Source organism: Streptomyces sp. NPDC057137 (assembly GCF_042670825.1).
Lineage (GTDB): Bacteria > Actinomycetota > Actinomycetes > Streptomycetales > Streptomycetaceae > Streptomyces.
Genome location: NZ_JBHUUW010000010.1, coordinates 31,051 through 51,199, shown reverse-complemented (window position 1 = coordinate 51,199; position 20,149 = coordinate 31,051). Strand labels below are relative to the sequence as shown.

General features: G+C 71.0%; 20 protein-coding genes. 4 read left to right on the top strand and 16 right to left on the bottom strand.

Going from position 1 to position 20,149, the window contains the following annotated elements; genetic code table 11:
* Window positions 1-122 precede the first annotated feature (122 nt).
* The 14 genes from ACFT9I_RS11255 to ACFT9I_RS11190 form a co-directional block, all read right to left on the bottom strand.
* Window positions 123-404, bottom strand: a complete 282-nt coding sequence (locus ACFT9I_RS11255; RefSeq protein WP_382562991.1) for a helix-hairpin-helix domain-containing protein — start codon at window positions 402-404, stop codon at window positions 123-125.
* On the bottom strand, window positions 401-1,315 hold the full coding sequence (locus tag ACFT9I_RS11250; RefSeq protein WP_382562989.1) for an LLM class flavin-dependent oxidoreductase: 915 nt from the start codon (window positions 1,313-1,315) through the stop codon (window positions 401-403). Before ACFT9I_RS11250 ends, ACFT9I_RS11255 begins: the two co-directional genes overlap by 4 nt.
* Window positions 1,315-2,628, bottom strand: a complete 1,314-nt coding sequence (locus ACFT9I_RS11245; protein WP_382562987.1) for an FAD-binding oxidoreductase — start codon at window positions 2,626-2,628, stop codon at window positions 1,315-1,317. The genes ACFT9I_RS11250 and ACFT9I_RS11245 overlap by 1 nt, the downstream gene beginning before the upstream one ends.
* A 99-nt stretch (window positions 2,629-2,727) precedes the next feature.
* Window positions 2,728-3,093 carry a hypothetical protein gene (locus ACFT9I_RS11240; RefSeq protein WP_382562985.1) on the bottom strand — a complete coding sequence of 122 codons (366 nt, stop codon included), beginning with the start codon at window positions 3,091-3,093 and terminating at the stop codon, window positions 2,728-2,730.
* On the bottom strand, window positions 3,090-3,791 hold the full coding sequence (locus ACFT9I_RS11235; protein ID WP_382562983.1) for a hypothetical protein: 702 nt from the start codon (window positions 3,789-3,791) through the stop codon (window positions 3,090-3,092). The genes ACFT9I_RS11240 and ACFT9I_RS11235 overlap by 4 nt, the downstream gene beginning before the upstream one ends.
* Window positions 3,792-3,835: 44 nt before the next feature.
* Window positions 3,836-4,681 carry a phosphate ABC transporter ATP-binding protein gene (locus ACFT9I_RS11230; RefSeq protein WP_382562981.1) on the bottom strand — a complete coding sequence of 282 codons (846 nt, stop codon included), beginning with the start codon at window positions 4,679-4,681 and terminating at the stop codon, window positions 3,836-3,838.
* Window positions 4,682-4,702: 21 nt separating this feature from the next.
* A complete protein-coding gene (locus tag ACFT9I_RS11225) occupies window positions 4,703-5,683 on the bottom strand; it encodes a sortase (RefSeq protein WP_382562979.1) in 981 nt (326 codons plus the stop codon).
* A 142-nt stretch (window positions 5,684-5,825) separates the two neighbouring features.
* Window positions 5,826-7,238, bottom strand: a complete 1,413-nt coding sequence (locus tag ACFT9I_RS11220; RefSeq protein WP_382562977.1) for an Ig-like domain-containing protein — start codon at window positions 7,236-7,238, stop codon at window positions 5,826-5,828.
* 158 nt (window positions 7,239-7,396) lie between these two features.
* The gene (locus ACFT9I_RS11215; RefSeq protein ID WP_382562975.1) at window positions 7,397-8,365 is read right to left on the bottom strand and encodes a hypothetical protein; all 969 of its coding nucleotides are present in this window, start codon (window positions 8,363-8,365) and stop codon (window positions 7,397-7,399) included.
* A gap of 207 nt (window positions 8,366-8,572) precedes the next feature.
* Window positions 8,573-11,086 (bottom strand): hypothetical protein, encoded by a 2,514-nt coding sequence (locus ACFT9I_RS11210; protein WP_382562973.1) that lies wholly within the window; start codon window positions 11,084-11,086, stop codon window positions 8,573-8,575.
* Window positions 11,083-12,801 carry a phosphate ABC transporter substrate-binding protein PstS gene (gene pstS / locus ACFT9I_RS11205; RefSeq protein ID WP_382562972.1) on the bottom strand — a complete coding sequence of 573 codons (1,719 nt, stop codon included), beginning with the start codon at window positions 12,799-12,801 and terminating at the stop codon, window positions 11,083-11,085. Before pstS ends, ACFT9I_RS11210 begins: the two co-directional genes overlap by 4 nt.
* Window positions 12,798-14,132, bottom strand: a complete 1,335-nt coding sequence (gene pstA / locus ACFT9I_RS11200) for a phosphate ABC transporter permease PstA (protein ID WP_382562971.1) — start codon at window positions 14,130-14,132, stop codon at window positions 12,798-12,800. The genes pstS and pstA overlap by 4 nt, the downstream gene beginning before the upstream one ends.
* A gap of 82 nt (window positions 14,133-14,214) precedes the next feature.
* Window positions 14,215-15,183 carry a phosphate ABC transporter permease subunit PstC gene (pstC, locus tag ACFT9I_RS11195; RefSeq protein WP_382562969.1) on the bottom strand — a complete coding sequence of 323 codons (969 nt, stop codon included), beginning with the start codon at window positions 15,181-15,183 and terminating at the stop codon, window positions 14,215-14,217.
* A gap of 94 nt (window positions 15,184-15,277) precedes the next feature.
* Window positions 15,278-15,712, bottom strand: a complete 435-nt coding sequence (locus ACFT9I_RS11190) for a hypothetical protein (RefSeq protein WP_382562968.1) — start codon at window positions 15,710-15,712, stop codon at window positions 15,278-15,280.
* Between the two features lie 258 nt (window positions 15,713-15,970).
* Here ACFT9I_RS11190 and ACFT9I_RS11185 point away from each other — a divergent pair, with 258 nt between their 5' ends.
* A complete protein-coding gene (locus ACFT9I_RS11185) occupies window positions 15,971-16,546 on the top strand; it encodes a TerD family protein (RefSeq protein WP_023538067.1) in 576 nt (191 codons plus the stop codon).
* A gap of 135 nt (window positions 16,547-16,681) precedes the next feature.
* Here the strand turns inward: ACFT9I_RS11185 and ACFT9I_RS11180 are convergent, their stop codons facing one another.
* A complete protein-coding gene (locus ACFT9I_RS11180; RefSeq protein ID WP_382562966.1) occupies window positions 16,682-17,281 on the bottom strand; it encodes a cysteine hydrolase family protein in 600 nt (199 codons plus the stop codon).
* Window positions 17,282-17,464: 183 nt separating this feature from the next.
* Between ACFT9I_RS11180 and ACFT9I_RS11175 the strand changes: the two genes are divergently transcribed.
* From ACFT9I_RS11175 to ACFT9I_RS11165, 3 genes are all read left to right on the top strand, one after another.
* Window positions 17,465-17,845, top strand: coding sequence for a hypothetical protein (locus tag ACFT9I_RS11175; RefSeq protein WP_382562964.1), 381 nt, complete (start codon window positions 17,465-17,467; stop codon window positions 17,843-17,845).
* 23 nt (window positions 17,846-17,868) lie between these two features.
* Window positions 17,869-18,342: a MarR family winged helix-turn-helix transcriptional regulator gene (locus ACFT9I_RS11170; RefSeq protein ID WP_382562962.1), complete on the top strand. Its 474-nt coding sequence runs from the start codon at window positions 17,869-17,871 to the stop codon at window positions 18,340-18,342.
* A 186-nt stretch (window positions 18,343-18,528) separates the two neighbouring features.
* The gene (locus ACFT9I_RS11165; RefSeq protein ID WP_382562960.1) at window positions 18,529-19,002 is read left to right on the top strand and encodes a DinB family protein; all 474 of its coding nucleotides are present in this window, start codon (window positions 18,529-18,531) and stop codon (window positions 19,000-19,002) included.
* 12 nt (window positions 19,003-19,014) lie between these two features.
* On the opposite strand, the gene ACFT9I_RS11160 is transcribed toward ACFT9I_RS11165, so the two are convergent.
* On the bottom strand, window positions 19,015-20,028 hold the full coding sequence (locus tag ACFT9I_RS11160; protein WP_382562958.1) for an SDR family NAD(P)-dependent oxidoreductase: 1,014 nt from the start codon (window positions 20,026-20,028) through the stop codon (window positions 19,015-19,017).
* Between the last annotated feature and the right edge of the window lie 121 nt (window positions 20,029-20,149).

Below are 20,149 nucleotides of genomic sequence, written 5' to 3'. Positions count from 1 at the left end.
GCCGCAGCGCAAGAGTGTCCGCATGCGTTCATCTCCTCAAGGACGTGCTGGAGCAGCAAGGACGTGCCGGAGCACCTGCTGTTACTCCAGCAGACCTTAGGCCCGTCAGCCGCCCCGCCCGGTTACCCGCCCTGCCCGGCCTGGAGCCGTTTGCGCTCGGGGGTGTAGTGCCACCACGGGCGGGCCGGCAGCCCTTCGGCCTGGTCCACGGCGGACATCACGGTGTCGAGCAGGCACGGGTCGTGCCGTTGACCCGCGGCCGCCGACATCCGCTCGTACAGATCCACCGGGTCCTCGCCGGCCAGCTGCGCGATCCGGGTGATGCCGATGGTCGCGAAGTGGCCGGCCACGGAGCGGCCGACGTTGACCAGTTCGGTGAGGTCCGATCCTTCGGGGGCGGTCATCGGGCTCCCTCCTTCTCTCTCTTCTCGTCCTCTCTCTTCTCGTCGTTCTCCCTCTTCTCGTCGAGGGCGTCGGCCAGCAGACCGACCTGTTCGGGCGCCCCCGAACAGGGGAACAGCACCAGATCGTCGGCGCCCGCCTTCCCGAGGCGGTCGATCTCCTCGTGCAGGTGGCCGGTGTCGGTGATGACGTCGGGACGGATCTGGGGAAGGTACGCGGCGCCGTAGTAGTGGGCCACGTACGCGTCGGCGGTCTCCGCCGCGCCCGGCCCCAGGCAGAAGTACCGCTCGGCGACGATCCGTGGCCGCCCCGCGCGTCCGACCCGGGTCCACTCCCGGCGTACGGCGGCGACGCCCGTCTCCAGCGTCCGAAGACCGAACGACGGCGCCACCCAGCCGTCCGACAGGGCGGCGGCCCGGGCGAACCCGGCGGGCACGAGCCCGGCCAGCAGCAGCGCCGGGCGCCCCGGCGGCAGGGCGGGGATCGGCCCGGACGCCCCGACGACATCGCCGCGCCACACGTCCCGCATCGTCGCGAGGGCCGCCTCGAAGGCGGCGCCCCGTCCGGCCGTCGGCACGTCACTGGCGGCGTAGTCCTCGGGCCAGCCGCCCATGCCGAGCCCCACGGTCAGCCGCCCCGCGGAGAGCCGTTCGACCGAGTCGATCTGCTTGGCGAGGACGACCGGATTGGCGCGGTAGCCGGCGTTGAGGACGGTGGTCAGCAGCTCGATACGTTCCGTACGGGCCGCCGCGGCGGCCAGCGCCACCAGCGGGTCGAGATTGTCGTACACCAGCCGGTCGATCACGCCCAGCGAGTGGAAGCCCCGCCGCTCGCTCTCGGCGGCCCAGTGCCCGACGGACGAGTAGTCCGTGCCCGGCACGGCGGCGGGCAGTCCGATTCCGATGCGTGGCATCACGTGTCATCCCCCTTCGGTGGGATGTTGAAGTTGATCCGGAACATGTTGTCCGGGTCGTGGCGGGCCTTGACGGTCCGCAGCCGGTCGAAGTCGGCCGGGGTGTAGGCGGCGCGCACGAGGTCGGGGCCGGTGTCCTCGACGCCCGCGAAGTTGAGGTTGATCCCGCCGGTGCTCCAGGGGCGCAGCCGGGCGAGCAGGTCGTCGCGCCGCCGCAGGGTGTCCGGTTCGGGGACGGCGCCGGTGAAGAGGGAGAACGCCGCGTCGCGTCCTCCGACGCAGTTGGGGACCTTCGGCGGGCGGGCGTACGCGCCGCCGAAGTGCCGCAGCTCGGTGACGAACGACGCGCCGGAGTCCGGTCCGGCCAACGCCACGACGGTGTCGACGGTGCCGGCGGTCAGCTCCCTCAGCAGCACGTTGCGGTCGTGGGCGACGTACGGCGCGGACGTGGGCTCGTGGTGGATCGTACCGACGTCGGCGTACGGCAGGTCCCGCACGGTGTCGAGCAGGGCCCCCGGGCGGAGGCCGCGCAGCGGACGCACCAGACGCTCGCCGTCCGCCGGGTCGCCGCTGTAGGCGATACGGAGGTGGGTGACGAATCGCCCGCGCAGCGGCTCCGGTACGTCGGGCAGGTCGGGGTTCCGGGCCAGCAGCACGGACGACGCCATGGCCTCGGGCATCTGCCGGACCCAGTCGGCGTAGGCGTGGAGCACCTCGGCGGTGGCCTCACCGGGGAAGTAGAGCCCGCCGCCGTACAGCCGCGAGACCGGGAACAGGTCGACCTCCATGCCGACGACCAGGCCGAAGTTGTCCTTGCCGCCGCGTACGGCCCAGAAGAGGTCGGGGTCATCGTCGGCCGTCACCTCCCGGAGCCGGCCGTCGGCGGTGACCAGCCGCAGCCGCCGCACATGATCGGCGGCGAACCCGAACCGCCGCCCCAGCAGCCCGGCCCCGCCACCGACCAGATAGCCGACGGCACCCACGTTGGGACTGGAGCCGTTCAGCGGGGCCAGCCCGTGCGGGGCGGTGCGCGCCAGCACGTCACGCCAGCGCGCGCCGGCCTCGATCCACGCCGTCGCGCGGGCGGCGTCGACGCGTACGCCGTCCATCCGCCGCGTATTGACGAGTACGGCGCCGTCGGCGGCCACGCTCGGCCCGTGCCCGGTGGCGAGCACACCGACGGCCCCCTTCTCCTCGGCGGCCAGCCTTACGGCGGCGGCCACGTCCTGGTCGCCGGCGGCCTCGACCACGTGGGCCGGGTGTGACTCGACGGCTCTGTTCAGTCCCAGCCGCGGGTCCGTGTCTGTGCTCATACGGAGACCGTAGACGCGCTGGTCAGACGGGGTCTTGTACGAATCGGACACGGCCGGGCGGCCGCCGGGCGGTCGCCGGGCGGTCGCTTGCTCGTTCGCTCAGGGAACGAGCACGGACACGATCACGAGCGCGAACGTCGGCACCAACGCCACCAGCGCGCTGATCGGCCAGTACAGCGGGGAATCCAGCGGAATCCGGCGCCGTACGGGGCGGTTGGCGAGCCACCAGAGCAGCGTGAACCCGACCACCAGGGGCGCCCCGACCAGAAACCACGGCAGCATGCCGTCGTTCTCCGTCGGGTTGCGTTGTGTCCAACCGACCGCCGCGAGCGGCCAGTTCGCCGCGAAGTACCACAACAGCCATACCGGTACGACGGCCGGGATTCCCAACAGCAGGTTCACGCCCACGGATGTCAGCGACCACTTCCACATGTGCTCAGTATGGAAGCCCGGGGTGGACGTCACACGCGCACCAGGTAGGAGAAGCCCGTGTCCGGGCCCACACAGGACTGGAGCGTGAGGTCGCCCCAGTACAGGCCGTGGGCCGGGGCGCCGCGGCCCGGGGTGAGGTGGCGGGCGTAGACGCGGTAGTGGAGCGTCGCGCGGGGGGTCTCCACCGTGACCTCCGTGCCGATCGGCAGCGTCGCGAGTTGTCCGAAGCCGCAGAAGTCGTGACCGACGACGACCGCCGTACGCATCGCGTAGCCGTTCTCGGTGCCGAGGTCCGGGCCCGCCCACTGGACGGCGTCGCGGCAGGCGTCGACGGCTTCCTGGCCGCCGCGGACGATGCGGGCGGACCAGGATCCGATCCGCAGGGTGGTCGCGGTGGTCTTCGTCGTCTTGGTGGTCTCGGTGGGCGGGGCGGACGTGGCGGTCGTGGCCGGTTTCCCGGTCGGCGGTGCGGTGGGGGCTTTCCGCGCGCTCGGGGTGGTGGGCGGCGTCGGTGTCGGCTCGGGTACGCGGGGAGGGAACCGTGGCGTGTTCGGGAGCCCGGCCGTCGTACTCGGGGTCGGGGTCGGGGGTTCGGGCCGGGGTGTCTGTACGGCCGGCGGTGCGGCGGCGGTGCGCGCGGCCTCCTGGGGCGTCGGGGACGTCGGGGACGTACCGCACGCGGTGAGGGCGACGAGCAGCGCGCACAGGACCGGTCCGCGCCCGCGCCGCACACTCCGCCCGCCTCGCCCGCTCCGCCCGCTCCGCCCGCCTCGCATCATCCGAAGCGGCCGTTCACGTAGTCCGAAGTCCGGGCGTCCTGCGGGGAGTTGAACATCGCGTCGGTCGTTCCGTGCTCGACGATCACACCGGGCGTGCCCTGTTCGGCGAGGAAGAACGCGCAGTGGTCGGAGACGCGGGCCGCCTGCTGCATGTTGTGCGTGACGATGACGATGGTGACCTCCTCCTTGAGGTCGGCGATGGTCTCCTCGATACGGCGCGTGGAGGTCGGGTCCAGCGCGGAGCACGGTTCGTCCATCAGCAGCACCCGGGGGCGTACCGCCAACGACCTTGCGATGCACAGGCGTTGCTGCTGGCCGCCGGAGAGCGCGCCGCCGGGCTGGCGGAGGCGGTCCTTGACCTCGCGCCACAGGCCGGCCTTGGTCAGACACTCCTCGACCAGGTCGTCCTTGCCGGAGCTGCCCGCCCTGATGCCGTTCAGCTTCAGGCCCGCGAGGACGTTGTCGTACAGGGACATCGCGGGGAACGGGTTGGGTTTCTGGAAGACCATGCCGATCTCACGGCGGGCCCGGGTGATCCGGCGGCCACGGTCGTAGATGTCGTCGCCGTCGAGCAGCACCCGCCCGGCGAGGGAGGCGGAGCCGATCAGTTCGTGCATCCGGTTGAGGATGCGCAGGAAGGTCGATTTGCCGCAGCCGGACGGGCCGATGAGGGCGGTGACCTCCAGGGCCGGCATGGTGAGCGAGACGCGGTCGAGGACTTTGTGGTCGGCGAACCAGGCGGAGATCTCCTCGGCTTCCAGCGTCGCGGGGGACGCCGCGCCGCTGCTCGCGGCGGCCGTGGGCAGGGATGTCGTGGGCAGGGATGTGGTGACGGCGGTCATGGTGGGACAACTCCCTTGTGTTCAGAGCAGGTTGGGCAGGATGCGGGTGGCGGCGCCGGAGACGGCGATACCGAGTGCGGTCAGCACGGGGCCGGCGGTGATCCAGGTCTGCCAGGTCCCCCACACCCGGTGCAGCCAGACGGTGGCGAGTACGGCGAGCAGCAGGGCCTGCGACCAGAGGAAGACCACGAGCCAGGCGCCGTTGTCGCCGCCGAGCGCCTCCTCGGCGGGGCCGATCCAGCCGCTGCGCAGCGGCCGGGGCGGGCTGGGCTGGATCGGAGTGGTGAGCGCTGCGTCGACGCGCAGCACACCGGCGGGGGTGTACGCGGGGCCCGACGCGGTCATGAGGGTGAGCCGGCCACGGCCCTGGGCGAGGGGGGTGGGCAGCTTGTCGCCTGGGTGGCGGACGCCCAACACCTCGTACACCGCCTTGCCCTGACCGGTCGTCACCTCGATCGACGTGCCGGGTGTCAGCTTTCCCAGTGCGTTGAACGGGCTGCCGTAACCCCACTGGCGGCCCATGATCACGCTGGTGCCCTCCTGGCCGGGCAGCGCGGTGTCACGGCGGTGGCCGGGGCCCGACATGAGGACGCCGGACGTGGTGCCCTCGGCGACGACCTCGCGCAGTCCGATGGAGGGAATGCGCAGGAGTGCGACGGGTGCGCCCATGGCGAGGGTCTTCCCGTCGAAGGTCCGCTGGCCCACCGGGGCGGTGCCGAGGGCGAGTTGTTTGCGCAGCTCGTCGTATCCGGTCTGCTGGTCGCGGGCGTGCTGGAGGTGTCCGACGACGGTGAGGTTGGCGGCGAAGCCGAGCAGTACGGCGGCGAGCACGCACAGGGCCGCCCCGGCGAGCGCGAGTCCGGGGCGGGGCGGGGGTCGGTCGTCCCCGGAGCCGGGTCCGGAGCCCGAACCGGAGCCGGAGCCCGAGCCCGGACGTGGCGCTACGGCCGCGACGGGCGGCGGGGGCGGTGGGGCGGGTGGCGGGGTCAGCACGGTCGTCACGTCGGGTGCGCTCCTCGCGGACGGGACACGGACGGGGATCGGGAAGGGGACTGGGACGGGGACTGGGACGGGGAGAAGGCGGGGGCGGGGGTGGGCGGGGGTGGGCGGGGGCCTGTCTGAAGCCCCGGCCCACCCCCGTACCTCAGAACCTCAACAGGCCCCCGCGCCGGGCCCGCAGCACGAACAGCGTGCCCAGCCCGCACAGGGAGAGCGCGGCCAGCCCCAGCGTCAGCGCGCTGCTGCCGGTCGACGCGAGCGGCCCCGTACCGCCACCGTCGTCGCCCCCGCCGGAACCACCCGAGCCGCCGGTGTCACCGCCGCCCGAACCCTCCGTCGAGCCCCCGGTCGCCCCGCCGTCGGCGCTGTCCGACGGGCTCGGACTTGGGTCGGGGCCGGGTGCCTCGCCGAGGCTGAAGACGAACTCGACGAGGTGGCCCTCCGCCTTGTCCTCGGTGAGCGTGAGGGTGTACGAACCGTCCGCCAGCGGGTCCGGCACGGTGAACTCGTAGTCGGGAACGGTGCCTTCGGAGTCGGCGGTGGCGTCGTTGAAGGTCTCCTCGCTGCCCGTGAGCACCACCTTGACCTTGGCGTCCTTGGTGTAACCACGGGCGGTCACGAGGACTTTCTGTCCGGCGGTGAGCGTCGGGTTGACGTCCAGCGGTGTGCCGTCCTCGTCGGTGACGTCGAGGTCCACCGGTTCGTCGGTCGGGTCGGGGTCCGGCGGGGGCGACGAACCGGCCTCGGTGATCGTGTAGTCGGCGGCCGGGGACTCGGACGGGTCGAACGCGGCCGGGTCGGCCGGGACGAACTTCGCGGTCAGCGAGTGCGCACCGGCGGTGAGCGCGGACGTCTTCAACTCGGCGGCCCCGGAGGCGACATCGACCGCGCCCAGCACGTCGGTGCCGTCGAGGAACGTCACCTTGCCCGCCGTGTCACCGGGAGTGACGGCGGCCTTGAGCGTGACCTCGGCCCCGGCGGGCGCCGTGCCCGCGGGAGTCGCGGTGAGGCTCGTGGTGGTCGGCGTGGTGGCGGCGGCCTTGACGGCCCACGAGTCGCCGGTGACCTGGATCTGGGTAGTGAAGTACTCGGGGCCGACGTTCCCCGCGTCACGGCAGAAGAGCCGGATCTCGTACGTACCGTCGAACAGTCCCGAGGGAACCGCCGTACCCAGCCGGGTCTGCAGCGCCGACCCGGCGGGGATGTCGGCCGTCACGGGGCCCTGGTCGTAGGGCGCGCCGGCGTTCGTCTTGCCCAGCTGGAGCGTGCCGCTCTCCCCGCCCGGGATGACCAGAGCCAGCTGAAGCTGCTCCGCGAAGTCCGCGGGGCAGGCCGCGTCGGTGCTGACCTTCGGGAAGGTCGGGTTGTCGGCGATCTTGCCCGACGTCGTCGCGAAGGTCAGCTCGCCGAGGTCCTCGGCCGCCCGCGCCTGGGGGGCGAGGCCGAGGACGGCGGCCGCCGCTGCCAGCAGCAGCGAGCAGCAGAGCAGCAGGGCGGTGACGGCGGACGGTCTCGATCGCGCGTCGGCGTCGGTGTCTGGCAGTGCGGTGCTTCTCATGGTGGGTCGCCCCCCAATGGGACTGTCGGGTCGGTGGAGTTGGGCCTGGTCGGCGGAGTTGACGGTGCCGCGCGGTGGCGTGTCCCGGTGCCGGGGTACGCCGTGGGGCCGGGCACCCCTGAGGGGTGCCCGGCCGGTGCGCGGTCAGCTGATGGTGATCAGCTCTCACCCTTGGTGGTGGTGCTGCCGCAGTTGGCGATCGTTCCGAAGCCGTACTCCTGGATGACGGCGCTCTGCGCGCAGACCTTGGAGGACGTGCCGACGAACGTGGCGGCGATGGTGGCGTTGGTCAGCTTGGCGGTCGGGACGACGTTGTAGACGTCACGGTTGAACGGGAAGGCGGTGTTCAGCGTGCCGTTGGTCAGCGTCGGCCGGATGCCGTTCACCGAGCCGAGCACGGCGAGGCCGCGACGGTCGATGACGTCGCCGGGCTGGTTGCCCTGCGCGATGTACTGGGCGATCGAGTACGGGGCGATATCGCCGGCGCTGTTCAGTGCCTCGCCGTTGTGCTCCTGGACGGTGTCGTCGACACACGGGCCGAAGGTGGCCTCGGTCAGGCCCAGCGAGGTCAGGAAGAAGGAACGGGTGCCGGAGCCGGCCTGGGGCAGCAGCGGGGTGAGCGCCACACCGTTCAGCGAGGTGGTGGCGCAGGTGTAGACGGACTTGAGCTGGGCGGTCGTCAGCGCCTTGGGCAGCGCGCTGTTGCTGCGGACCGCGAAGGTCACCGCGTCCTTGCCGAACGGGACGAAGGTCAGGTCGGTCGTCGAGGTGTTGGCCACACCGCGCGAGGAGCGCGCGAAGTCGATGCAGCCGGTGTTGTTGTCGATCGCGTTGTTCAGCGCGGTGATGCCGGCCGAGGAGCCGTTGGGGCGCGGGATCACGCAGTTGGCCGCACGCGTCTTGACGGTCGTCGAACCGGTGGCGTTGTACGAGGCGATGAGGCTGCCACTGTCGATGGCGGTGCCCAGACCATTCAGCACGTCCTGGGTGGTGTCCGAGCCGACACCGGCGAGCACCCGGTAGTTACCGGTGCCGGGGTCGGCGGAGGCCGGAACCGCCAGGGCGCCGAGGGCGAGGGCGGTGGCGCCGACGAGGGCACCGATGCGTGCGCGGGACTTGACGTTCACTTCTGTTCTCCTCCGTCATTACGGATACGAGGAATGGACGCTCAAGCGACAACACTGAATCGCGAGACCGAAAAAGCACGGAACGCAGTGGCGCAGAATTCTGAATTCTTGATTCACCGGCCCGTCGACCGGCCACCGATTACCTTTCCGTATTCGGTGACCGCCGACCACCAACTCATAAGGTTGTTCAGGTTACGAGATGATTTCCTAGATGACTCCTGGAGAACCCGGCCCTGATTTCCGGGCCGAAAGGCGCAGCAGTATCGGACCGGAAAGGGCCGCCAGGCCGCCCGCGACGAGCACGCCGAGCAGCACCCAGCGGATGATCCCGAGGACGGTGGAGGGGGTCAGTCCGCCGGACTCGGCCACGTTCTGCTTGTCCGGGTCGGGCGGTGTCGCGCTCGCGTCGGGCGATGCTCCGGCGTCCGGGTCCGCGTCCGGGCCGGTGGCCGGGTCGCCGCCGCCCGCGGCTCCGCCGGAGGCGCCGGCCCCGCCGTCGAGGCCACCGATGGACCCGCCTCCCGACGACCCGGTCCGGGCCGCGCCGTCTCCGCCGCCGGCGGTGTCGCCGTCCTCCCCGGCCTCCTTCGCGTTCTGCAGGCGGTCGGCCGCCGCCAGCGCCTGGGTGCGCAAGGCCGCGGGCAGCGGGGCGTAGCCGGGCGGGAGCTGGCCCGGCGAGACACCGGGTGCCTGGCCGTCACCGACGGCGTACCGGACGAGACCGGCGTAGTCCTTGCGGTCCGCCGCAGGGGTGTTGGTGAACCCGGCCGCGTACACGACCGAGGCCAGCGGGTAGGCATCGCCCTTCGCCGCGCCCGGGTCGGTCCCGAGCACGCCCGGCACCGGAGAGTTCTTCATGGCCGCCACACCCGCGAGCAGAGAACTCGTGGTGGGGGTGACGAACCTGCCGTCGGCATTGCGCAGGGCCGCCGTCTGGAGGCCGTACCGCGCGGCCGACGCGGCGTCCACGAGCGCGAGGACCATCCGTTCACCGGGGAGCGGCGGGGTGTTGACCAGTTTGGCGGGCGAGCCGTTGCTGCCCGCGGCGGGCGTGGTGGTTTCCAGGTTGTTGCCGCGCCGGGTGCGCAGCGCGCCGTCGTGCATGTCCTGGACGTACGGGGCGACATCGGTGGTCCCGTACTCCAGGTCTGTGCCGTCGATGGTCACCGTGGTCCGGGTCGGGTCCGCCTTGGGGAAGTCCGACACGGACTCGTCGGTGGCCAGGCCGATGTTCGCGAAGAACGGATTGACTTTCATGCCCCAGGGGTCGGCGGTGCCCGACAGGAATTCCTTCGCCTCACGGTCCGACCTGAGCCACTGCCAGGCCATTCGCGTGGTGTCCGTGTTGGCGAGCTGCACCATAAGACTCATGGGCGGCAGGGACGTCGGCCCCCAGTCCTTGAACTCCGGGTTCATCGCCTTGAATTCCGGGTCGTGGAAAAGACTCGGTGGACTGTCCTTGACATGCTCGGGTATTTCCCGGCGGCTTCGTGTCACGTCTTTCTGGTACGAGGAGGTGAGCAGTTTGGCCAGCAGTCTGGGGGTGAGTCTCATCGACGTGAGCTGTCCGGAGTCGGGCAGCTCGATGAAGAAGCCGACCGCGAGGCCGCTCACCGCGACGGGCGCGTGGACCACGTCGGGTCCGTCCGACGGTGCCTCGACCGGATCGACGGTGAAGGCGAGTCCGGGCGCACCGGCGGCCGGACGGGAGATCGTGTCCCTGGCCCCGCCCTCACCGCTCTGGCTGAACGCGAACTTGGCACCGCCGGGGGACGAGCAGACCGCGGGCTGCCAGGACGAGATGGCGTCGGTCAACAGCTCAGAACCGATCACCCGGCGCTCCGCCCGGTCGGCCGGACAGCTGTTGCCGACGGGCAGGAAGTCGAGCGGGACGACCATCCGCTGCGCCCAGTTGGAGGCGGTGAGCGGGGAGGACAGGAGCGGGGTGGCCGTGCCGCCGGCCGTCCCGTCGACGTCGTGGTCGCCGCGCGGCACGATCACCAGCCAGCAGGACCGCCCCTTGACGGTGCTCCCCTGTTTCACGGGGGCACCGCAGCCGAGCTGGTCGGCCTCCTGGTCGGTGTACATGGGGAAGGTGAACTCGCCCGTGCCGTCCCCGTGGGTGATCGCGTACGGCTCCTCGTTGGTGTCGAGGTTCCCGAAGTAGGTCCAGTCGCGTGAACCGGTGGTCGGCGGGTCGCCGTTGGCGGGGCGGAACGGTACGTAACTCTCGCCCTGGCCGTTGTCGACGTACTCCGTCTCCGCCGGGTCGGGGGCCCCGTCGATCTGCCGCAGCGAGGTCCACCCGCCGCCGCTGCTCGTTACGCCGCTGCCGCCGAACTGGCACTGCTCGCGGCTGGGCCCGGCCGGGTCGTCGCCCCAGCACTGCATCAGCTGAAGGTAGTTGTGCCTGAAGCCGGTCTCGGTGGGCCTGGCTCCGGTCCAGCTGACGCGCACGCCCTGCGCGCGCAGTTGCTCGGTCTGGTGGACGGTGACCTTGAGGGAGGAGAAGTCGTCGTACTTCCCCTTCTTGCCGGTCACGGTCACCGCGGAGTCGGCAGCCCGTGAGGCCGCCCGCTCGGAGTCCGCCGCCCGCGCCGAGTCCGCCGCCTGCGCCGGGGTGGTCGTGGCGGGCAGCGGGAGCAGCGCCACCACGAGGGCGGCGAGCAGCGCGGCGACGCCTGTCGTCAGCCGTATCCGTACAGATGTGGCCCTGCTCATCGGAAGCCTTCCTTGCGTCGGGTGCGCGCGGCCAGGGCGCGTGCGGTGAGTGGGGGCCCGACGACCACGCCGAGCAGCAGGACGGCCGACAGGGCCATGAGTACGCCGCGCAGGCCGCCCGACTCGCCGGCGGCGAGCGTGACCGGGTTGCCGACGACGGAGGAGTCTCCGGCGCCGTCGCCGCCGATCAGTTCGCCGGTGTCCGGGTCGATGACGCCGCCGGCCGCGCTGCCTGCCGTGTCGCCGGAGGCCCCTCCCGCACCTGTGGTGCTGCCGGCGGTGGACGCGCCCGCCGTGCCCGCCGTGGCCGCGCCGCCCGTGGCGCCGCCGGAGCCGGTCGTACCGGCGGTGCCGCCCGTACCCGCGCCGCCGGTCCCGCCGCCCGAACCGCCGCCCGAGGCAGCGGGTTTGACGGGTGTCTTCTCCTTGGCGCCGGCCGTACCGTCCGCGCATTGCGTCGGCCCGCGCTTGTCGCACGCTTTCGGGTACGGGGCGTTCTTGGCGAGGGTGTTGGAACCGTCGGCGGAGAAGGTGGGGTTGCGGCACTTCGCGATGTCGATGCTGCCGGTGGGCGCTCCGGGGATCTTGCGGACCTGGGTGAATCCTGCCTGGACGAGGTTCTTCGGCAGCGGCGAGTAGCCCAGTTCCTCGGCCTGTTGCTGGCCGTCGCAGAGGAAGTAGTTGGCGAACGTGCCGAGCGTCTTGCCCTTGGCGGTGGTGAAGGGCTGTTCGGTCTTGGTCGGCACGATCATGTAGCTGTAGCTGGAGAGCGTGTAGGTGCGGCGGTCGGGCGACCGGTAGACGCCGTCGAGGATCTGGGTCAGATAGTTCGGCGAGGTCTTGTCCTCGTTGATGCGGGCCTTCATCAGCGCCACGGCGACACTCGACGCGGTCGGTTCGACGTAGTAACCGGCGGAGTTGAGCATCTTCGCCACCGGGAAGCCGGTCGTGATCGCGTACGAGTACTCGACGTAGGTGATCGCCCCTTCGGCGTGCCCCTGCTTGGTGAAGCCGGAGACGCCGAGCGAGCCGGACTTGGCGATGTGCGACGAGCCGGGCACGACGGGGAAGTACGAGGTCATCCCGCAGGGGGTGGACCGTCCCGCCCGGCCGCAGTAGTCGTTCCACAGACCGGCGTGCTGCTTGGACATCCAGGTGGTCAACTGGGCCGTCGTACCTGAGCCGTCGGAGCGCACCACCGGGATGACGCGGCGCGCGGGGAGATTGAGCCCGGGATTGTCGCTCCGGATCTCCGGGGCGTTCCACATGGTGATCTTCCCGGTGAAGATCTTGGTGACGACCTCCCCGGACAGCCGTAGATTGGTGACCTTCTTGCCACCGATCTTGAGGTTGTACATGAAGGCGGTGCCGCCCGCGACGATCGGCATGTAGGCGTAGCCGCGCTTGGGCGGCGCGTCCGTGGCGCCGGCCTCCGTCAGCCCGTACGGGATCTCGGAGACGGCGAAGTCGGCCGTGCCGTTCTTGAACTGCTCACGGCCGACCGAGGAGCCGAGCGCGGCGTAGTTGACGGTCATGCCGCTGTTGGAGGCGACGTTGCGGCGCCACTGGTCGAGCGCGTTGGAGCTCCAGGTGGAGCCCGCGCCGCTGATCTTGGTGTACGAGGCGGCCTCGGCGGCCGGCGCGTGGAAGGCGAGCAGCGCGCAGAGCAACGCGGCTACCGCCAGGGCGAGTCGGGAGACGGTGGCCGGTCTCACGGGGCACTCCTTCTGGGTGTACGGGGTGGACTCGGCTGCTTGGTGAGGGAGTTGGGACCGGGGCCGCCCGGACCTCCGGGGCCGCTCGGACCGCCCGCTGGGGCGACTCGCGCGGCTCGGGCGGCTCGGGCGGCGAATCGCTCGGCGTCCTGCCGGGAGGCCCGTACCCGCCGGTGCTCCTGACGGCGCGTCAACTGCCCCGGCCCGCGCCCGCCGATGACACGGGCGACGACGAACAGCAGCAGGACCAGGGCCATCAGCACCGCCGCCGTACCGAAACCGCGCGCAATCATGGTGGGTTCGGGCGACTTGACGAACTCGAAGGTGGCGAGCGGCAACGACACCTGCGGCCCCGAGAACGGGTCGACGTTCGCCTCGGCGGTGAATCCGGCGGTGAGCAGCACCGGCGAGGTCTCGCCGACCCCGCGCGCGGTGCCGAGGATCACGGAGGTCGTCAGACCGGAGCGGGCGGTCGGCAGCACCACGTGCCAGACGGTGCGCCAGCGCGACGTACCGAGCGCGTACGCCGCTTCGCGCAGATTCCCCGGCACCAGCCGGATCACCACGTCGGCCGCCCGGATGATGATCGGCAGCATCATCACGGCGAGCGCGAGGGACGCGGCGAACCCGGACCGGTCGAAGCCGAGCGCGAGGATGATCGTCGCGTAGATGAACAGGCCCGCGACGATCGACGGCAGCGCGGTCATCGCCTCGACGACGGTCCGTACGAACCGGGCGAAGCGGCCCGGCACTTCGTTGAGGAAGACCGCGCAGAGCAGCCCGGTCGGCACGGTGATGGCGAGCGCGATGGCGATCTGTTCCAGGGTGCCGAGGATCGCGTGCAGGATGCCGCCGGCCGTCAGCGGGTCGAGCGGCCCCGCCTCGGCCATGTCCTGGGTGAAGAAGTTCAGGTGTGGCAGCGCCTTGCGGCCCTCCCACAGCGTGTAGACGACGACGCAGGCGAGCGCGGTCACCATCACCAGGCCGAGGCTCTGTACGACGACGGCGGCGATCCGGTCACGTACCGCCGGTCCGTCCTCGTCGAAGGAGACCAACAGGCCGTAGAGCAGCAGGAACAGGACGTACGCGACGGTGAGGAAGCCGACGGTCCCGCTGAACGGCAGCAGCCGGGTGAAGAGCAGCCCGGTGAGCGACAGGGCGGCGGCAGCGGCACCCAGCAGGGCGTACACGTCGGTGGCGCGCAGCCGGCTCCGCGAGCGCCGCCGCTCCCCCACGGTCGGCGCGCGTAGATTCGGACCGGGACTGCCCGAACCGGGACTGCCCGGTGCGTTGCCGCCGGGCGTGGCCGGTCTCTCCGGCGCGATGGTCATCTGTGCTGTCCCCTCATCGACTCGTCGGCCTGCTCGGTCCCGTGCACTTCGCTCATTCGCGCCGGTCTCATTCGCGCCGGCCTCATTCGCTCGCCGCGCCGGAGCGGCTGCGGGCGACGATCGACGACGCGGCGAAGTTGACGACGAGGGTCATCAGGAAGAGGGCGAACCCCGCGGCCATCAGGGCCGACATGCCGAACTGGCTGGCCTCGCCGTAGCGCAGGGCGATCAGCGCGGCGACCGAACTGGCGCCGCTCTGCAGCACATGCCACTGGATCTCGAAGACCGGCGAGATGATCAGGTAGACCCCGATGGTCTCGCCCAGCGCGCGGCCGAGCCCGAGCATCGTGCCGCCGATCATGCCGCCCTTGCCGAACGGCAGGACGACGCTGGAGATCATGCCCCAGCGGGTGGCCCCCAGCGCGAACGCGCCCTCGCGCTCCCCCACCGGCGCCTGCGAGAACACCTCGCGCATCACCGAGCACGCGATCGGCGCGACCATCAGGGCAACGACCACGCCCGCTATGAGAGTTGACGAGGTGTAGACGGTCTCCGGGGCGAGCGGATCGGTCGGGTCGGCCCCGGCCACCCGGAAGACCGGGATCCAGCCCAGGTAGGTGGCGATCCAGCGGGCGGTGGGCAGGATCTGGCCCTCGAAGAAGAACAGGCCCCACAGGCCGTAGACGACGGACGGCACGGCCGCCATCAGATCGACGACACCGATCAGCGTCTGGCGCAGCCGGGGCGGGGCGTACTCCGATATGTAGAGCGCCCCGCCGATCGCGAGCGGTACGGCGACGACGATCGCGACCACCGCGATCAGCACGGTCCCGACCAGTACGGCCGCGATCCCGAAGCGGCCGGCGTCCGGTTCCCAGGCCTCGGTCGTCAGGAACGACCAACCCGCCCTGGACAGCGCCTGCCAGGCCCGGTACAGCAGGAACCCGCCGACCAGCAGCATGACGGCGAGCACCAGTCCGCCCCCGCCGCGGGCGACTCCCCGGAAAACACGGTCGGGCAGGCCGGGGTCCGCGTACAGCCTCCGGGGCACGTCCGCTTCCGCCCCACTCGCTCTTCTCGTCACGCGGCCGACGCTCCCGGTGCGCGATTGACGCGCGCGCACCGAGATGTGAACGAGGTGTGCCCTAAGGGCAACTTCCCGTTACCTCCACCATTTCGGTCAGCAGGGCGCGGAACCGCTGCCCGGCCGCGCGGCAGGTCGAGTGCCGCTCATAGGGGCGCGCCGAGACGGCGACGACGCCGCCTTCGGCGTCACGTAATAACCACATCCAGCCGTTGCCTCCCGGGGTGTGCTGCACGGCGCCCGCGAGCTGCGCGCGACCGCGGCACAGCGCCTCGAAGGAGCGGCGGCAGTTGCCGTACTCCTGGAACGGCCGCGCGGACACCGCGACCACGCGGCCGTTCTGCGCGACCACCCGCCAGCTGTACGTACCGTCGGCGCCGACGTCGATACGGCAGCGGGCCCCGCCCGCGTCGGGTCTGTCGCCGGCGTCCGCCCTGCCCCCGCCGTCGGCTCTGTCGCCACCGTCCACGCCGTTCGCGTCATTGGTAACCGTCATCTCGAAATCCACCCCCGCCGCCCCATCGGGAAGCGGGGCGGCAGGCGCAACTTATTGAGACGGACGTGACAGCGGACGCCACAAACCCGACAACGCCGTCGGTTTTCATGACGAAGTTGCCCTTAGGGCGCCCGCAGTACACCGGGGGCAAGCCCTTTCCCCGTGCCGGGCCCGTGGATGGCTGAGTCACCTGTGTCGCAATTTCTACAGTGTTGTAGATTTTGATCAGTCCATACCATCGAGCACCAGGAGAAGATCGTGGGAGTTTCCCTCTCCAAAGGCGGCAACGTTTCGCTCAGCAAGGAGGCCCCGGGCCTGACGGCGGTGCTCATCGGCCTGGGCTGGGACGCGCGCAGCACGACCGGCGCGGACTTCGACCTCGACGCGAGCGCGCTGCTGGTCAACGCGGCCGGCAAGGTCCCCTCCGACCAGCACTTCATCTTCTACAACAACCTCAAGAGCCCTGACGGTTCGGTCGAGCACACCGGTGACAACCTCACCGGTGAGGGCGAGGGCGACGACGAGTCGCTGAAGGTCAACCTCGCGGGTGTCCCCGCCGACGTCGACAAGATCGTCTTCCCGGTCTCGATCCACGAGGCGGAGTCCCGCGGCCAGAGCTTCGGCCAGGTCCGTAACGCGTTCATCCGCGTGGTGAACCAGGACGGCGGCGCCGAACTCGCGCGCTACGACCTCACCGAGGACGCCTCGACGGAGACCGCGATGGTCTTCGGCGAGCTGTACCGCAACGGCGCGGAGTGGAAGTTCCGTGCGGTGGGCCAGGGTTACGCCTCCGGCCTCTCCGGCATCGCGACGGACTTCGGCGTCGGCGTCTGACCGCGCACGACACCGCACCGCCGAACGACGGCGCCGCCGGCCCCGGGCCCAGCCACCAGGCTCCCGGGGCCGGCGTCGTCGTTCGCGTGCCGGCCGCCCGCCGCCGTACGAGGCCCACGCCGGCTTCGGGGAACGTCAGCCGGACTTGAGCAGCTCGCGCAGCTCGGCGGTGTCGATGACATAGCCACCCCGGTTCGGGAACACCTTCTCGACCAGGACGCGATGGACCTCGGGGTCGAGGTCGGCGCCCCCGTCGGACAGGATGAAGACGCGGTAGTCGCGGTCGATGGCGTCCATGAAGGTGGACAGGACGACGCCGCTGGTGCTGAGCCCGGCGAGGATCAGCGTGTCGATTCCACGCGCCCCCAACTGCTCGTGGAGATCGGTGGTCGAGCCCGCACCGACGCGGATCTTGCGTACGACGATGTCGCCGTCCTCGGGGGCGACGCGCTCGTCGATCTGCGTAAGGGTGTCCTCGTGGTGCAGCCGCTTCGCGGCGACGACAGCGGTGAAGTGCTTGTTGGTCTCAGGGACCGCCGCCCACTCGTCCTCGGTGAACCCGGCGCGCACGTGGCCGATGGTGCCGCCGACGGCACGGACGTCCGCGATGGCCCCCTTGATCCGGTCTATCAGGGCGTCGGGCTCGGGGGCGCGCGGGACGGTCCCGTTCTGGAAGTCCATCGCCAGCAGGGCGGTCCGCTCGGGGACGATCGCGGGCAGAGGTGTCGCGCTCATGCGGTGTTCTCCTTGGTGGATTCCCAGTGGTGATCGGGGAGTTGAGAATATCGGCCCGGCCCCTTCCGCAGCCGTTGATAGGGGGCGGGAGGGGGTGGGAGGGGGTGGGCCGGCCGGGGCGGACCGGGGGGCGGACCGGACTCCCGTGTCGACCGATGTATGCGATTCGCATAGACTTTCGCCATGGAGTCAACCGTGGAAGAAGCCATCAACGAGTGGCACGCGAGCGTGAACGACGGCGACCTGGACCGGTCTTCGAAGGCGGTCGGCGATCCGGTCGTCGTTCTGGGTCCGAAGGGGGCGGGTCCGATCACGCCCGAGCAGTTCGCCGAGTGGGTGGCGCGTTCCGGGATCAGACTGGTGCCGAGGTCGTGGCACCCGATCAGCGAACGCCTCATGGTCGTGGAGGCGGACGCCACCTGGCCCGAGAGCCAGGCCCCGACCAGGGTGGCCACGGTGTTCCGCGTAACCGGGGAGAAGGTGTCCGCCGCCCTGCGCCTGCCCGACCTCAGGTCCGCACTCGAACTGGCCTACATCTGCCGGGAGATGGCGGCCACGGAATGAGCGGGCCGCGCCGGAGCCACGACGTGACCCCGGGAGACTCCGAACCCGGGCCGGGACAGACGCTGTTCGAGTTCGTACGCCACTGGTCACGCAGGGCGTCGGCCACGGAGGGTCAGACCGCCGAGAGGGGCCGGCTCGTACTCGTCACCGAGGCCGTCCACACCCTCACCCGGCGCGGGAGTGCGGCAACCGTCAACGCGATCGCGCACGAGATCGGCGTGGACCAGAGCGGGGCGTCGCGGCTGGTGAGAAGCGCGGCGGACGCCGGGTACCTGGAGTTGCGAGCGTCGGCGTCCGACGGTCGGCAACGCCGGGCGACGGTGACCTCGCGCGGGCACACGATGCTTGCTGACGCGCATGACTGGCAGGAGCAGGTCTTCGACCGGCTGACCGATGGCTGGACCGAGCGGCAGCGCCTCGACTTCCGGCGGACGATGATCGGCCTGATCGAGCGTTCCCGCACCGTGAACGGCGAAGGGCGCGCCGGCTCGGCATGACATCACCCCTCCGTTCGACATGAGGACGGAAAGGAGTTGCCATTCCGGCATGGATATTTGCCGCGACGGTCTACGCCTGCGCATGGTGGCTCCGTGATCGGTCCCCGGCGATCAGTGGCTGGGCGCGCCGGACCGGACCGACCCTGAATCGCCCCCACCCCCGCCCCACCCCCGAGGAGGGACCGCATGGCCGACACCAAGCCCCCACGCGCCGGCGCCGACGAGAAGACCACTCTGCTCGGCTTTCTCGACCATCTGCGGAGCGCGGTAGCGAGCAAGGCGACGGGAGCACCGGAACCGCAGGTCCGCACCCCCGGTGTGCCCTCGGGCACCAGCGTCCTGGGACTGGTCAAACACCTCACCGTCGTCGAACGGTTTTACTTCCTCGGCGAGGACACAGGCGACTGGGCCGCGAGCATGCGGCCCACCTCCGAGGAGACGGCGGAGCAACTGCTCGCCGACTACCGGACCGCCGTCGAGCAGGCGAACCGGGTGATCGAAGCCTGCCCGGACCTGAGCCTGCCCATCCCCCACCCCCCGCGCCCGGCCTCCGCGCCGACGATGCGCTGGGTTCTGGCCCACATGATCGAGGAAACCGGGCGCCACGCGGGCCACGCCGACATCCTCCGCGAACAGATCGACGGCTCCACCGGCCGCTGAACCGGCCGACGGTCAGACAGACGGGTGCCCCTGGACACCCCACGCGGCACGGTCGGCGGTGCGGAGCAGGTCGGTCGAGACCGCCCAGAGGCGCTTGGCGGTCGCGGGATCGAGCGCCCATTCCTTGACGCCGTGCGGGTGCCGCGCGAGGTCGGCGTCGTTCGGCACGGTGTACGCCTCCTGCGCATCGTCGAGGTAGTGGCCTCCGGAGTGGGCGAACTCCGGGGCGACGGCCGCGACGACGCTGGTCGCGGCCCCCTGCTCGACCGTTTTATATGTGAAGACTCCGGCGGCCTCGACCGCGTCCAGTGATTCCCTCTGTCGCGTGGTGAAGTTCCGCTGCAGTCCCGTCGCGACACCGCCGGGGTTCACCGCGTTGGCGACGATGCCCTCGGACGCCCAGAGGCGGGTCGCCTCGACGGCGAAGAGGGAGTTCGCCGTCTTCGACTGGGCGTATGCGATCTGCGGGTCGTAATCGCGTCGCTCGAAGTGAAGGTCGTCGAAGTCAATGCCGGAACGCATGTGCGCCGTCGAACTGACCGCGACGATCCGTGCTCCGCCGTGGTCGGGCGCGCCCAGGGCCAGGGCGTCGTGCAGGCCGGTGGCGAGGGCGAAGTGGCCGAGATGGTTTGTCGCGAACTGCAACTCCCAGCCCTCAATGGTCCGTTCCAGGCCGCCGGTGACCACGCCCGCGTTGTTGATCAGCAGATGCAGCGGACCGCTCCACGCGTCGACGAATCGCGTGACGGAGGTCCTGTCGGCGAGGTCGAGCCGGACCACTCGGGGCCGGATCCCTCCGGTCGACTTCCCGATCGCGGCGGCGACGGCGTCACCCGCGGCCGTGTTCCGCACGGCGAGCGTCACCTCCGCCCCCGCGGCGGTCAACGCACGAGCCGTCTCGCTCCCGATTCCGGAGGAAGCTCCCGTCACGACGGCACGGACGCCACTGAGGTCGACATCCACCAGCACCTCGTCCGCGGTGCTGGCGGCGTTGAAGCGCGTGGAGATGGGTCGGCGAGTAGTCACGCCACCAACTATACGTACTGAACGAGACTTGTATAGTACGACTCCCACCCGTATGCTCGCTCCATGAGCAGTCCCGATCCCGCCCACGCGCCGTCGACGGTCGCCGATACCGACCGCCGGG

Coding starts and splice junctions, on each gene's coding strand:
- ACFT9I_RS11255 (WP_382562991.1), bottom strand. CDS start 404: ATGACCGCCCCCGAAGGATCGGACCTCACCGAACTGGTCAACGTCGGC.
- ACFT9I_RS11250 (WP_382562989.1), bottom strand. CDS start 1,315: ATGCCACGCATCGGAATCGGACTGCCCGCCGCCGTGCCGGGCACGGAC.
- ACFT9I_RS11245 (WP_382562987.1), bottom strand. CDS start 2,628: ATGAGCACAGACACGGACCCGCGGCTGGGACTGAACAGAGCCGTCGAG.
- ACFT9I_RS11230 (WP_382562981.1), bottom strand. CDS start 4,681: ATGACCGCCGTCACCACATCCCTGCCCACGACATCCCTGCCCACGGCC.
- ACFT9I_RS11220 (WP_382562977.1), bottom strand. CDS start 7,238: ATGAGAAGCACCGCACTGCCAGACACCGACGCCGACGCGCGATCGAGA.
- ACFT9I_RS11210 (WP_382562973.1), bottom strand. CDS start 11,086: ATGAGCAGGGCCACATCTGTACGGATACGGCTGACGACAGGCGTCGCC.
- pstA (WP_382562971.1), bottom strand. CDS start 14,132: ATGACCATCGCGCCGGAGAGACCGGCCACGCCCGGCGGCAACGCACCG.
- ACFT9I_RS11190 (WP_382562968.1), bottom strand. CDS start 15,712: ATGACGGTTACCAATGACGCGAACGGCGTGGACGGTGGCGACAGAGCC.
- ACFT9I_RS11180 (WP_382562966.1), bottom strand. CDS start 17,281: ATGAGCGCGACACCTCTGCCCGCGATCGTCCCCGAGCGGACCGCCCTG.
- ACFT9I_RS11175 (WP_382562964.1), top strand. CDS start 17,465: ATGGAGTCAACCGTGGAAGAAGCCATCAACGAGTGGCACGCGAGCGTG.
- ACFT9I_RS11165 (WP_382562960.1), top strand. CDS start 18,529: ATGGCCGACACCAAGCCCCCACGCGCCGGCGCCGACGAGAAGACCACT.